Genomic DNA, 12,133 nt, shown 5'->3' with positions numbered 1-12,133 from the left:
CCGCGCTTCGCAGACGCCGGATGCGGTATCCGGTCGCAGACACGGAGCAACAGGCATGCAACTGAGCACCCTCACCGCGGTTTCCCCCATCGACGGCCGCTACGGCGGCAAGACCGAGGCCCTGCGGCCGATCTTCAGCGAATACGGCCTCATCCATCACCGCGTGACCGTCGAGGTCCGCTGGTTGCAGGCCCTGTCGCGTCATCCCGGCATTGGCGAGGTGCCGCCCTTCTCGGATGCCGCCAATGCCCTGCTCGATGGCATCGTCGCCGACTTCGGTGAAGCCGACGCCCTTCGCATCAAGGAGATCGAGCGCACCACCAACCACGACGTGAAGGCAGTGGAGTATTTCCTCAAGGAGCGCATCGCCGGCAACGCCGAACTCGAGGCGGTCAGCGAGTTCATCCACTTCGCCTGCACCTCGGAAGACATCAACAACCTGTCGCATGCGCTCATGCTGCGCGCCGGCCGCGAACAGGTCCTGTTGCCCGAGCTCGATCGCGTGATCGAGGACATCCGCGCCCTGGCGCACGCGCACGCCGAGCTGCCCATGCTCTCGCGCACCCACGGCCAGCCCGCTTCGCCCACCACACTGGGCAAGGAGATGGCCAACGTGGTGGCGCGCCTGCGCCGCCAGCGCGAACAGATCGCCAGGGTTCCCCTGCTGGGCAAGATCAACGGCGCCGTGGGCAACTACAACGCCCATCTCGCGGCCTATCCGGAGATCAACTGGCAGGCCTTCGCTCGCGAATTCGTCGAGTCGCTGGGGCTGGAGTGGAACCCCTACACCATCCAGATCGAACCGCACGACTACATGGCCGAGCTTTTCGACGCCATCGCGCGCGCCAATACCATCCTCATCGACTTTGCGCGCGATGTCTGGAGCTATATCTCGCTGGGCTACTTCAAGCAGAAGACGGTGGCGGGCGAAGTCGGCTCCTCGACCATGCCGCACAAGGTCAACCCCATCGATTTCGAGAACGGCGAGGGCAATCTGGGACTGGCCAATGCCCTGTTCGATCACCTGGCGATGAAGCTGCCGGTCTCGCGCTGGCAGCGCGACCTCACCGACTCGACCGTGCTGCGCAACATGGGCGTGGGTTTCGCCTATACCCTGATCGCCCTGCAGTCGCTGCGCCGCGGCATCGGCAAGCTCGAGGCCGACGAACAGCGTCTGGCCGACGATCTGCTGAGCAACTGGGAGGTACTGGCCGAGCCCATCCAGACCGTGATGCGCCGTTACGGCATCGAGAAGCCCTACGAAAAGCTCAAGGAACTGACCCGGGGCCAGCGCGTGGACCAGGCCGGCATGCAGGCCTTCGTCGACGGGCTGGAACTGCCAGAGGAGGTCAAGGCCGCCCTGCGTGAACTCACTCCCCTGAGCTATATCGGCAACGCGGCCGAGCAGGCTCGACAGATCTGAGAACCCGCCGATTCCAAGGGGCTCCGATCAAGCGCCTGCCCCACACGCAGGGGAAGGGAGAACACACTTTTCAGGGCTTCCCTGAAGGGGGTGCCAACAAAAAAGCCGCGGCAACAGCCGCGGCTTTTTTTGTGGTTGATGCGGTACCGATTACTTGACCACGATCTCCACGCGACGGTTGGCGGCACGGCCTTCACGGGTACCGTTGTCGGCCACCGGCTGGCTCTCACCCATACCCTTGATGCTCAGGTTGGTGATGCCCTTGCCGGCCAGGTAGTCGGCGGCAGCCTGCGCACGGCGCTCGGACAGACGCTGGTTGTAGCCTTCCGGACCGGTGGAATCGGTGTGAGCGATCACCAGCACCTGTTGATTGCCCGGCGAGGCATTGAGCTTGGCCGCGACATCGTCCAGGGCAGACATCATGGCGGGTTTCAGTTCGGCACTGTCGAAATCGAAATGGTCGATGGTGGTCTGGATGGTGATGTTCTCGACGATTTCACAACCATCGGCATTGACCCGCGCATTCGGACGACTGTTGGGGCACTTGTCCATGTAATCGGCCACGCCATCACGATCGGTGTCCAGCGGGCAGCCGAAGGCGTTGACTTCGACACCCTTCGGGGTGTTGGGACACTCGGTAACCGGGGTGGCCACACCGCCGACAGTCTTCCAGCACTTGCTGAAACCGGTGAATACCGTCTTGCCCTCTGCATCGGTCAGGTAAGGGCCGGCAACGCTACCGCCACCATGCGATGCGGCACCGGCGACGCCCACGCCACCCAAGGCCAGACCTATCGCCAGGCCGAGCGGTGCGATACGGGCAACAATCTTGTTTTCGATCTTCTGGAACATGGTTTTCCTCCCCATAATGATTCCTTCTGAATGAACGGGGCCCCTGCTGGTGTGGTCGAGGACAAAGTGTGACGCGAGCCCGACACGGGCGAGCCGTTTCTGCGTGCATTAGACCGGTAGATCACCCAAAGTTCAAGCCTTCGCAAGTAATTCAACGTAAGACGAAGCACCGCTCCGGTGTCTGTTCATGACAACAGTTACAATACGTTCTTGCCATACCCGATACTTGAATATCGAGGTCGCCCGCAATGGCAAAAAACCGAGAAGTGGCGAACCACAATACGACATGACACTGGCATTCCTCGACATCGACAGGTCCGAATTTCTCGACCGATACTGGGGCAAGCGTCCTCTGCTGCTGCGCCAGGCCATCGCCCCGGACCGACTCGCACTCTCGCCCGAGGAGCTCGCCGGCCTGGCCTGCGAGGAGGACATCGAGAGCCGGCTGATCATGCATACCAATGGCGAATGGACATTGCGGCACGGCCCCTTCGACGAGAGCGACTTCGCCACTTTGCCCGACCGCGACTGGACCCTTCTGGTGCAGGACGTGGACAAGTACCTGCCCGAGGTCGCGGACCTGCTGGACGCCTTCGACTTCATCCCCGACTGGCGACTCGACGACATCATGATCAGCTATGCAGTCGATGGCGGCGGGGTCGGTCCGCATACCGACAGCTATGACGTCTTCCTGGTACAGGCGCAAGGGCGGCGGCGGTGGCGCCTGAGCGACCACGTCTTTACCGATGACGACCTGCTGCCCGACTGCCAGCTACGCGTGCTGCGTGATTTCCCGGTAAACGAGGAGTGGCTGCTGGAACCGGGCGACGTACTCTACCTGCCGCCCCATGTGGCCCACTGGGGCATTGCCGAGGGCGAATGCATGACCTGGTCGGTGGGCATGCGCGGCCCCACCGACCTGGAACTGGCCGCCGCCTGGCTGGAACATCTCGCGCAGACGGCACGCCCACAGCTCGGCGACCACGTCGGCAGCGATACCGACCTGCCCACGCGACTCCAGCCCCGTGACCTGGCCACCGCGCGCCGTCTCATCGGCGGCATCGTGCCCGACGATATCCCCGATTTCCGGCGCTGGCTCGCCGCCTGGCTGACCGAACCCAAGCCCGGCTTCGAGATCGAGCCCCCCGACACCCCGCCCGCCTTCGACGGTTCAGCGTTGCGTCGCCACCCCTGGGCGCGTTTCACCCTGGTCGAGCTGGAAGCGGGCCGCCTGGCGCTCTGCAGCCAGGGCGAATGCCTGGTGTTCGATAGCACGCACGCACAGACCCTCGAAACACTGTGCCGCCAGCGCCGTTTCGGCCAGGGCAGCCTGCCAGCGGATGCCGCCCCGGTGGTCGAGACCCTGCTGGCGCGTGGCTGGCTGGTGGCCGATGACTGAGATCCGTATTGCCGACTGGGCCAGCGAGCGCGAGACCCTGCTGGCCATCCGCTTTGCGGTCTTCGTCCATGAACAGGGGGTGCCGGCTGAACTCGAAGAAGATGCCGAGGATGCCAAAGCCCTTCACCTGCTGGCCCTCTCGCCCGACAGACAGGCCATCGGCACCGGCCGCCTGCTGGCCAACGGGCACATCGGCCGCATGGCCGTGCACCGCGACTGGCGTGGCCGGGGCGTGGGCTCGGCGCTGCTGCACACCCTGCTGGCAGAGGCCAGGCGAGCGGGACTGCGCACCGTCTTTCTCAACGCCCAGTGCACGGCAGAGCCATTCTATCGCCGTTTCGGCTTCCAGCCCGAGGGCGAGGTATTCGAGGACGCCGGCATTCCCCACCGGCGTATGGTGCGGGTGCTGGAAGACGGTTGACCCCTCACGCCTGAGATGAGGAATAACGGGGGTGCACGATGCCGGCGCTGCTCGACGGATGAAATATCCGGGCTAGACTGAAACCATGATGTCACGCATCCGCCTGCTGATCACCTGCCTGCTGCTCGGCTCCCAGCTCGTCTTCGCTGCCACCGAGACGGCGCTGTTCACCGTCCGCCACCGCCCGGCCGCCGACCTGGTACCCCAGCTTCGGGAAGTACTGGGCAAGGACGGCGGCGTCTCGGCCTGGGGTGATCGCCTGATCGTACGCGCCCCGGCCGAGCGCCTGGACGAGATCCGCTGGCTGATCGGCGAACTGGACCAGCCGCTGCGTCGCCTGCTGATCGAGGTCGAAGTCGGTCGTGAACGGGGACAGCGCAAGACCGAGGCCGATCTGCATACCCACGATGGCCGGGCACGCCTCCGCTTCATGGAAGGCCATACTCGGCAGGACGGCGAGCGCCTGCAACGGGTGCGCACCCTGGACGGGCGCCCCGCGTTGATCCGCATCGGCCGCTCGGTGCCGATCTACACGGTCGAACAGCACCGCTACGGCAACCAGACCGAAGAACGCCTGAGCGTGCGTTACAAGGACCTGCACACCGGCATCCTGGTGCTGCCGCGGGTGCATGGCGACAGGGTCACACTCGAGGTATACCAGCAGGATCAGCGGGAGGCCAGCGGAGGACGCTTCGCCCTGCAAGACGCCGAAACGGTGGCCAGTGGCCGCCTCGGCGAATGGCTGTCGATCGGCAGCATCGAGACGCAGGGGAGCGAACGCGAGCAGGGCATCGGCCTGTCCGCGCACACCCGTGCACACGACGAGGTGACGATCCGGGCACGAGTCATCGCCCTGGACTGAGGGTCACGCGAGGCGGCCGTCACGCCGCGCCAGCGCCAGCCATTGCAGGGCAATCAGCGCGCTGGTGGAGTTGATGCGCCCGAAGCACTCGGCCAGTGCCTGCGCGCGCGGCATCACTACCACGCGGATCTCCTCGCCTTCTTCCGGCAGGCCGTGAATGCCGCCGGCCTGGCCACTGTCCACCTCGCCCAAAAACAGGTGTATGCGCTCGACCGAGATGCCGGGGCTGACAAAGAAGGCACCGATCGGGTACAGCGCGCGCAGGACACAGCCGGTCTCCTCGGCCACCTCGCGCCGCGCCACCGCCTCGGGCGTCTTGTCGCAGAAGCCCGAGACCGTCTCCAGGGTCCAGGGTGGCTCGACCTGCCCCATCAAGCCCACGCGGAATTGTTCGACCAGCACCACCGCGTCCTCGGCGGGATCGTAGAGCAGCACCGAGACCGCCGCGAGGTCCTCGATGCGTTCGCGCACGATCTCCGGGCACCAGCCGCCACGGAAGCTGGCATGCCGCAGGCGGTGACGGTGGATCTTCAGGAAGCCCTGACAGAGGCGCTCTTCTTCGAGTGGCTGGTAACGGTATTCCTCGTCCATGCGCCAACCATGGCACAGCCGGGCCCCTACGAAAAGACCCGCCCCGGCGCACCGGAGCGGGTCCTTCAGGCGACTGCTGTCAGACCGGTTACTTGTTCAGGCTCTGATAGTAGTCGATGAGGATCTGCGCCACCTCGGGGCGAGAGAACTCGGGCGGCGGGGCGATGCCCTGACCCAGCATCTCGCGCACCTTGGTGCCGGAGAGCAGGATGAAGTCTTCCTTGGTGTGGTCCGGCGCCTCGCGCATCATCACCACTTTGTTGAGCTTCTTCGACCAGGCGGTGTGGTCGGCCTTGAAGATCTCGATCTGCAGTGCGCCCGGCGGCACTTCCTCGTCGAAGATAGTCTGGGCGTCGAAGGCACCGTAGTAGTCACCCACGCCGGCGTGATCACGGCCGATGATGAAGTGCGTCGCACCCATGTTCTGGCGGAAATAGGCGTGCAGCACGGCCTCGCGCGGACCGGCATAGAGCATATCGAAGCCGTAGCCGGTGACCATCACGCTGTTCGGCGGGAAGTACAGCTCGACCATCTTGCGGATGGCGGCGTCACGCACCGGCGCGGGGATGTCGCCCGGCTTGAGCTTGCCCAGCAGCATGTGGATCACCAGGCCGTCGGCCCCGGTCCGTTCCATGGCCATGTGGCACAACTCCTCGTGCGCCAGGTGCATGGGGTTGCGGGTCTGGAAGGCGACCACCTTGTTCCAGCCGCGCTCTTTGATCTCGTTGCGGATCTCCACCGCAGTGCGGAAGGTGTCCGGGAAGTCGGTAATGAAGTAGCTGAAGTTCAGCACCTTGATGGGGCCGGACAGGGCGATGCGACCCTGACTGTTGAAAGCCTTGACGCCGGGGTGCTCCATGTCGGTGGTGCGATAGACCTTCTCGGTCATGAAGGCCATCTGCTCGTCGGTGACTTCCTCGATGTTCTCGATGTCCATCACCGCCAGCACCGGGTTGCCTTCGACGTTGGGGTCACGCAGCGCGATGCGCTTGGCGTCACCGATGGCCTCGGTGCTCTCGACCAGGCACATCACCGGCACCGGGAAGAAGGAGCCGTCGGTGAGCGTCATCTTGTCGGCAGCACCCATGGCGTCGGCCACGTTCATGTAACCCTTGAGCGGGCTGAAATAGCCACCGCCCAGCATCACGGCATTGCCGGCAGCCTGCGAGCTGATGACCAGTGACGGCAACGATTCGGCCTCGTGCATCAGCGCTTCATGTTCCTTGTCGTCGTATACGAACAGGGGCTTGAGCTCGTCAGAGCCAACGGGATTGATCATGCGGACGCTCCTCCAGCATTGCGATTTCGAGTGAGATGACCTGATACAGAACGTGAGGATGTCGCCATAAGATATTGATTACACAAGACTCTGGCGCGCAGATTCTACATCAACACATTAGTGGAACCTAAAGCTACCAGACCGGCGCGCGCTCTGCCCCAAGGTTCTTTTTATATCGGGGTAAGAAAATCGGGGTTTTTTGGCTCAAACGGCAGCCGCGACCTCTTCGGCGATGGCCGAGAGCGCAGCCAGCGGATCGGCTGCCGCCGTGATGGGCCTGCCCACCACCAGGTGACTGGAGCCGGCGCGGATGGCATCGCCGGGGGTCATCACCCGGGTCTGGTCGTCCAGCGAAGCGGTCGCCGGACGCACCCCCGGGGTCACCAGCAGAAAATCATCGCCCTGCTGCGCACGCAGGGTGGCCGCCTCGCGTGGCGAGCAGACCACGCCGTCGAGCCCGCAATCCGCGGCCAGGCCGGCCAGCCGCTGCACATTTTCCTCGGGACTGCCGACAAAGCCGATCTCGGCCAGCTCATCGGCTCCCAGGCTGGTGAGGATGGTCACCGCGACCAGCAGGGGGCGTTCGTGGCGCTGTGCCAGGCGCGCCATGGCCGTCTCCATCATGCGTCGCCCGCCCGAAGCATGCAGGTTGAGCATCCACACGCCCAGGTCGGCGGCCGCCTCGCAGGCCGCGGCCACGGTGTTGGGGATGTCGTGGTACTTGAGGTCCAGGAATACCTCGAAGCCGCGATCGATCACCCGACGCACGAAATCCGGTCCCAGGCGGGTGAACATCTCCTTGCCGATCTTCAGCCGGCATATGCCGGGGTCCAGCTGGTCGATCAGCGCCAGGGCAGGCGCCTCGGCGGGGTAGTCCAGGGCCACGATCACGCGGGGGGAGAAAACTTCGCTCATGACAGATTCTCGTATTGCAGGAAATCAGCCGTCCGCATCGTGCAGCGGACGGCGCCGGATAGTCGCCCAGGCATGACAACTCGGACACTGCCAGTGCAGCTGCTTGGCCTCGAAACCGCACCGGCCACACTGGTAGACGGCGCGCTCGCGCATCAGCCGCCGCAGCTGGTCGCGAACCTGGCCGAGCAGGGTGTCGTTGTGTCCACCGGCGCGATCGCAGCGCAGCTCCAGCAGGCGCATCAGACCCAGCAGCGACGGCGTACGCGCGATGTAATCGTTCAGGTAGTCGAGTGCTGCCTGCTCACCCTCGGTCTCGCGGATCAGGTCCACCAGGTGCAGTTCCGCGCCCCGGTTGGGGTGGCGCGCCGCCATATCCTCGAGGAACTGGCGCAGACGATCGTGGCGCCCCAGTGCGCGATTGGTCTGCACGATCTCCTCTATCACCTCGGGCAGGTAGTCCGGATCCCGCTCCACAGTGGCGAGATACAGCTTGACGGCATCGGCGGCACTGCCCGACTCGCGCTCCATGCGGGCCAGTTGGTGGCTGGCGCGCACGCAGCCCCGGTCGGCTGCCAGGGCCTTGCGCAACAGCACCACGGCCCGCTTGCGCTGTCCCCGGCGTTCGGCCTCGCCGGCCAGTTCGCAATAGTATTGCGAACGCTCGACCGATAGATCGGCGTCGGCATGACGTTCAAGCTCGTCGGCGATCCGCAGGCAGGCTTCCCAGTCCTTTTCCTGCTGATAGATGGTGAGGAGGTGGCGCAGGGCATGTGGCAGGTGCAGCTTGTGCTGGCGCAGCTCGTTGAACAGGTTCTCGGCACGGTCGTAGAGCCCCGCGCGCAGGTAGTCCTGGCCCAGCTCCAGCAGCGCCTGGCCTCGCTGTTCGGTGGTGAGCGCCGGACGCGCGATCAGGTTCTGATGGATGCGAATGGCACGATCGACCTCGCCGCGCCGACGGAACAGGTTGCCCAGCGCCAGGTGAGTCTCCACGGTATCACTGTCCACCTCGAGCATCTCGATGAAGACATCGATGGCCTTGTCCGGCTCCTCGTTGAGCAGATGGTTCAACCCCCGAAAATAGGCGGGATCGTGACGCCGCTGGCCGGCTGCGAGCTTCTTGCGCAGGCTGCGCGTGGCCGCCCACCAGCCGGAGGCGGCGGCGACAGGCAGCAGCAACCAGAGGAGTTCCTGCATGACAGTGTCAGTGATCGTTGATCGGCAGGCTGCGGAGGTTCTTCACCTCCTGCTCGGCCAGGCGCGCCTGGCGCCGCAAGTTCGCGTTCTCTTTCCGGATCTTCACGAAATAGAGGAAACTCGCCAGCGAACCAAGCAGGATACCGCCCCCTATGGCCAGCAACAGGATCATCGACAAGGGCATGTTCACAGCCACGAAGTAGAGATCCAGCTCCACCGGCTGCTCGTTGACGATGGCGAAGGCTGCTCCAAGCACCATCAACAGGACGGCGACAATGAGTTTGATCAGGCTGCGCACGCGTATCCCCCTCCTCAGGTAACGCGCACATCATAGCAGCGAGGCGGTCGTGGATTGAACCGGGTCGCCGGACTCAGGCGAACAGATCCAGTAGTCCCTTCCCGACAAGGGCGCCAGCCTGCTGCTCGCCGATCACGCCTTCATCCAGGGCATCGCCTGCCGGCGTCGCGCACCAGGGCGTGATGCGACACGAAGCTCACGCTGGCCTTGTCGTTGTTGATGGTCAGACGCACCTCCAGCGGCCCCAGGTTGGGCGGTGAGATCTTCAGTTCCACCTGCTGCACATCACCCTTGACCATCCATTGCAGGCGCTCGCCCAGGGCCCCTCCCCAGGGCGGACTGCCCACCGGCTGCGGCAGGGGCATCGCCAGCAATTCGCGGGCCGGCAGGGCGCGCGCCGGCGGCGCTGGCCAGCGCCTCGCCGGCCGCGCTCGCGTCCACCAGGGCCTGACGGGCGTTGTCGGCCAGGGCCAGGAGATCATCGAATCCGGAGACCTCGGAATCGACCGATTCGAGCGCGGCAGCCATCGCTGCCGACAGGGCATCACCCGAACCACCGGCCGACCGCTGCGAGAGCAGATTGCCGATCGTGGCGAACGACGCGGCAGATGACTGCCCCTCCCCCGCCACCCCCGACGGCAATACCTGGCCGCCTCCGGCGAGCGGCAGCGGCAGCTCGGCCCCACCGGCCAGCCACTGGCGCAGCAGCGCCTGCAATTCGGGCGGCAGCTCCTCGATCTCCAGCTTGTCATCGGCGAACAAGCGTTTCAGCTCTGCACCGAACGCCTCTCCCTCCGGCGTCGCTGCCGGGGGGGCCTCGAACAGCCGCTCGAAACCCTGTTTCATACCCGGCAATTGCGGCACTGTCGTCATCTCCTGTCCTGCTATGCTGATGGAATCGAAGAACCACAAGCAGACAACGTGCCAGAGAGGAACCCCATGTCCAGCGAATTCGACAACAAGGTAGCGGTCGTCACCGGCGCCGCCGGCAACCTGGGACGCGCGGTGGCACGCGCCTTTGCCGAACGCGGCGCGCGCGTCGCTCTGCTCGACCTGAGCGAACCGGTGATCCAGGCGGTGATCGACGAGCAACTGCCTGCCGGCGCCGAGACGCAGGCCTTCGCGGTCGACCTGCTCAAGCCCGAATCGGTGAGCGCCACCCTGCAGGCGGTGATCGACCGCTTCGGCCGCATCGACATCCTCGCCAACATCGCCGGCGGCTTCACCATGGGACCGCTGATCCAGGATACCGAAGACCGCGACTGGGACTTCATGATGAACCTCAACGCGCGCTCGGTGTTCTACACCTGCCGCGCCGCGCTGCCCAGCATGCTGGAGAACGGCTGGGGACGGATCATCAACGTATCGGCGCGCGCCGCCCTGCAAGCCAAGGGGCGCATGGGGCCGTATTGCGCCTCCAAGGCCGCGGTCAAGACGCTCACCAAATCCATCGCCGCCGAGACGAAGTTTGACGACATCACCGTCAACTGCATCCTGCCCGGCACCATCGACACCCCGCAGAACCGCGAGGCCATGCCCGACGCAGATCACAGCCAGTGGGTGCCGCCCGAGGCACTGGCCGATGTGGTGCTGTTTCTCGCTTCCGACGCCGCGCGCTGCGTCACCGGCGCGGCCATCCCGGTCTACGGCAAGAGTTGATGGCGGGAAGGGTCGTCACCCTCGACTGCTCGCCGGAACAAGCCGTGCAGCTGGCCGAGGCCCTGCGTACCTATGTGGAAGCCGCCTATCCACCCGGCGGCTCGCCCTGCGCCCAGGTCGCCCGCGAGACCCTGCTCGATACCGCCCGCCAGCTCGCCGCGGACGACGGCCCGGCCACCATCCCCCGTCGCCAGCGTCACCTGGTCCGCGCCGCGATAGCCTGGTACTACGGTCCCGATGGCCCGGCGAGCCATCATCCTGAAGGTCGGATACTGATGGAACTGGGCGGGCAGCTCTGACCGCCGCCCCGGGGCCCTTATGCACTGCGTGACCCTTGTGGGTGAAACACTCCTGCCTCAGCCGCAAGGCATCTTCAGTGCGCCGTTCAGCGCAGCCCGAGCACGTCCTGCATGTCGAAGCGCCCCTTGTCCTGCCCGGCCAGCCAGGCGCAGGCACGCGCCGCCCCGTTGGCAAAAGTCATGCGGCTGGAGGCCTTGTGCACGATCTCCACGCGCTCGCCTTCGGTAGCGAACCAGACGTTGTGCTCGCCGACCACGTCGCCGGCACGGATGGTCTCGAAGCCGATGGTGCGCCGGTCACGCGGGCCGGTGTGGCCTTCGCGGCCATAGACCGCGACTTCCTTGAGGTCGCGCCCCAGCGTCTCGGCCACGACCTCACCCATGCGCAGGGCGGTGCCGGAAGGAGCATCGACCTTGTGGCGGTGATGAGCCTCGATGATCTCGATGTCGGCGTCATCGCCCATCACCCGCGCGGCCAGTTCCAGCAGCTTGAAGCAGAGATTGACGCCAATGCTCATGTTGGGCGCAAAGACGATGGCGATGTCCTTGGCCGCCTGGTCGATGCGCGCCTTCTGTGCATCGCTCAGGCCGGTGGTGCCGATGACCATCTTGCGGCCGTGCTCGCGGCAGATGTCGAGGTGGATCATGGTGGCATCGGGGCTGGTGAAGTCGATGACCACGTCGAACTGGTCCACCACCTTGGTGAGACTGTGCGAGATCGACACGTTCAGACGCCCCACCCCCGCCAGTTCACCGGCGTCCAGGCCGATCATCTCCGAATCAGGCCGCTCGGTGGCAGCGGTGAGTTCCAGTTCGGGGTGCTGGTGGACGGCCTGGATGAGGTTCCGGCCCATGCGCCCGGCGGCGCCGACGACTGCGACTCGCATCATGATCTGTTCTCTATCGAATTGCTCTGAATGAACCCGCCCCGATTGTACCCT

The 12,133-nt window shown here is 65.2% G+C and carries 15 protein-coding genes; 6 read left to right on the top strand and 9 right to left on the bottom strand.

Annotation, left to right across the window (positions count from 1 at the left end):
• Positions 1-55 precede the first annotated feature (55 nt).
• Complete coding sequence (gene purB / locus EBS_RS05665; RefSeq protein WP_043107727.1) at positions 56-1,423, top strand: adenylosuccinate lyase; 1,368 nt, start codon at positions 56-58, stop codon at positions 1,421-1,423.
• Positions 1,424-1,573: 150 nt separating this feature from the next.
• On the opposite strand, the gene EBS_RS05660 is transcribed toward purB, so the two are convergent.
• Positions 1,574-2,275 carry an OmpA family protein gene (locus EBS_RS05660; protein WP_052199340.1) on the bottom strand — a complete coding sequence of 234 codons (702 nt, stop codon included), beginning with the start codon at positions 2,273-2,275 and terminating at the stop codon, positions 1,574-1,576.
• A gap of 286 nt (positions 2,276-2,561) precedes the next feature.
• On the opposite strand from EBS_RS05660, the gene EBS_RS05655 reads away from it, so the two are divergent.
• From EBS_RS05655 to EBS_RS05645, 3 genes are all read left to right on the top strand, one after another.
• The gene (locus tag EBS_RS05655; RefSeq protein ID WP_171816194.1) at positions 2,562-3,674 is read left to right on the top strand and encodes a JmjC domain-containing protein; all 1,113 of its coding nucleotides are present in this window, start codon (positions 2,562-2,564) and stop codon (positions 3,672-3,674) included.
• Entirely contained in the window at positions 3,667-4,095 is a 429-nt protein-coding gene (locus EBS_RS05650; RefSeq protein WP_043107726.1) for a GNAT family N-acetyltransferase, read from the top strand. Before EBS_RS05655 ends, EBS_RS05650 begins: the two co-directional genes overlap by 8 nt.
• An 85-nt stretch (positions 4,096-4,180) precedes the next feature.
• Positions 4,181-4,957 carry a secretin N-terminal domain-containing protein gene (locus EBS_RS05645; protein ID WP_043107725.1) on the top strand — a complete coding sequence of 259 codons (777 nt, stop codon included), beginning with the start codon at positions 4,181-4,183 and terminating at the stop codon, positions 4,955-4,957.
• A 3-nt stretch (positions 4,958-4,960) separates the two neighbouring features.
• On the opposite strand, the gene EBS_RS05640 is transcribed toward EBS_RS05645, so the two are convergent.
• The 7 genes from EBS_RS05640 to EBS_RS05615 form a co-directional block, all read right to left on the bottom strand.
• Positions 4,961-5,548 carry an NUDIX domain-containing protein gene (locus tag EBS_RS05640; RefSeq protein ID WP_043107724.1) on the bottom strand — a complete coding sequence of 196 codons (588 nt, stop codon included), beginning with the start codon at positions 5,546-5,548 and terminating at the stop codon, positions 4,961-4,963.
• An 88-nt stretch (positions 5,549-5,636) separates the two neighbouring features.
• On the bottom strand, positions 5,637-6,827 hold the full coding sequence (sat, locus tag EBS_RS05635) for a sulfate adenylyltransferase (protein ID WP_043107723.1): 1,191 nt from the start codon (positions 6,825-6,827) through the stop codon (positions 5,637-5,639).
• Positions 6,828-7,031: 204 nt separating this feature from the next.
• A complete protein-coding gene (pyrF, locus tag EBS_RS05630) occupies positions 7,032-7,742 on the bottom strand; it encodes an orotidine-5'-phosphate decarboxylase (RefSeq protein WP_043107721.1) in 711 nt (236 codons plus the stop codon).
• 24 nt (positions 7,743-7,766) lie between these two features.
• Positions 7,767-8,936: a lipopolysaccharide assembly protein LapB gene (gene lapB, locus EBS_RS05625; RefSeq protein WP_043107720.1), complete on the bottom strand. Its 1,170-nt coding sequence runs from the start codon at positions 8,934-8,936 to the stop codon at positions 7,767-7,769.
• A 7-nt stretch (positions 8,937-8,943) separates the two neighbouring features.
• Positions 8,944-9,234, bottom strand: a complete 291-nt coding sequence (locus EBS_RS05620) for a LapA family protein (RefSeq protein ID WP_231892855.1) — start codon at positions 9,232-9,234, stop codon at positions 8,944-8,946.
• Between the two features lie 140 nt (positions 9,235-9,374).
• Positions 9,375-9,533 carry a flagellar hook-length control protein FliK gene (locus EBS_RS14235; RefSeq protein ID WP_171816193.1) on the bottom strand — a complete coding sequence of 53 codons (159 nt, stop codon included), beginning with the start codon at positions 9,531-9,533 and terminating at the stop codon, positions 9,375-9,377.
• Complete coding sequence (locus EBS_RS05615) at positions 9,520-10,107, bottom strand: hypothetical protein (RefSeq protein ID WP_171816192.1); 588 nt, start codon at positions 10,105-10,107, stop codon at positions 9,520-9,522. Before EBS_RS05615 ends, EBS_RS14235 begins: the two co-directional genes overlap by 14 nt.
• 66 nt (positions 10,108-10,173) lie before the next feature.
• Between EBS_RS05615 and EBS_RS05610 the strand changes: the two genes are divergently transcribed.
• Complete coding sequence (locus EBS_RS05610) at positions 10,174-10,893, top strand: SDR family oxidoreductase (protein ID WP_043107717.1); 720 nt, start codon at positions 10,174-10,176, stop codon at positions 10,891-10,893.
• Complete coding sequence (locus tag EBS_RS05605) at positions 10,893-11,192, top strand: hypothetical protein (RefSeq protein ID WP_043107715.1); 300 nt, start codon at positions 10,893-10,895, stop codon at positions 11,190-11,192. Before EBS_RS05610 ends, EBS_RS05605 begins: the two co-directional genes overlap by 1 nt.
• A gap of 86 nt (positions 11,193-11,278) precedes the next feature.
• Here EBS_RS05605 and dapB read toward each other — a convergent pair whose 3' ends face one another.
• Positions 11,279-12,082 (bottom strand): 4-hydroxy-tetrahydrodipicolinate reductase, encoded by an 804-nt coding sequence (gene dapB, locus EBS_RS05600; RefSeq protein ID WP_043107714.1) that lies wholly within the window; start codon positions 12,080-12,082, stop codon positions 11,279-11,281.
• Positions 12,083-12,133 lie beyond the last annotated feature (51 nt).

It is taken from the genome of endosymbiont of unidentified scaly snail isolate Monju (assembly GCF_000801295.1).
In the GTDB taxonomy this organism is placed as follows: Bacteria; Pseudomonadota; Gammaproteobacteria; order Chromatiales; family Chromatiaceae; genus MONJU.
This window is presented reverse-complemented; position numbering and strand designations above follow the sequence as displayed.

Excerpts from the sequence above, each read along its gene's own strand:
- sat (WP_043107723.1), bottom strand. The coding sequence starts at position 6,827 with ATGATCAATCCCGTTGGCTCTGACGAGCTCAAGCCCCTGTTCGTATAC.
- EBS_RS05655 (WP_171816194.1), top strand. The coding sequence starts at position 2,562 with ATGACACTGGCATTCCTCGACATCGACAGGTCCGAATTTCTCGACCGA.
- lapB (WP_043107720.1), bottom strand. The coding sequence starts at position 8,936 with ATGCAGGAACTCCTCTGGTTGCTGCTGCCTGTCGCCGCCGCCTCCGGC.
- EBS_RS05645 (WP_043107725.1), top strand. The coding sequence starts at position 4,181 with ATGATGTCACGCATCCGCCTGCTGATCACCTGCCTGCTGCTCGGCTCC.
- EBS_RS05615 (WP_171816192.1), bottom strand. The coding sequence starts at position 10,107 with ATGACGACAGTGCCGCAATTGCCGGGTATGAAACAGGGTTTCGAGCGG.
- EBS_RS05660 (WP_052199340.1), bottom strand. The coding sequence starts at position 2,275 with ATGTTCCAGAAGATCGAAAACAAGATTGTTGCCCGTATCGCACCGCTC.
- EBS_RS05640 (WP_043107724.1), bottom strand. The coding sequence starts at position 5,548 with ATGGACGAGGAATACCGTTACCAGCCACTCGAAGAAGAGCGCCTCTGT.
- purB (WP_043107727.1), top strand. The coding sequence starts at position 56 with ATGCAACTGAGCACCCTCACCGCGGTTTCCCCCATCGACGGCCGCTAC.
- EBS_RS14235 (WP_171816193.1), bottom strand. The coding sequence starts at position 9,533 with ATGGTCAAGGGTGATGTGCAGCAGGTGGAACTGAAGATCTCACCGCCC.
- dapB (WP_043107714.1), bottom strand. The coding sequence starts at position 12,082 with ATGATGCGAGTCGCAGTCGTCGGCGCCGCCGGGCGCATGGGCCGGAAC.
- pyrF (WP_043107721.1), bottom strand. The coding sequence starts at position 7,742 with ATGAGCGAAGTTTTCTCCCCCCGCGTGATCGTGGCCCTGGACTACCCC.
- EBS_RS05650 (WP_043107726.1), top strand. The coding sequence starts at position 3,667 with ATGACTGAGATCCGTATTGCCGACTGGGCCAGCGAGCGCGAGACCCTG.
- EBS_RS05610 (WP_043107717.1), top strand. The coding sequence starts at position 10,174 with ATGTCCAGCGAATTCGACAACAAGGTAGCGGTCGTCACCGGCGCCGCC.
- EBS_RS05605 (WP_043107715.1), top strand. The coding sequence starts at position 10,893 with ATGGCGGGAAGGGTCGTCACCCTCGACTGCTCGCCGGAACAAGCCGTG.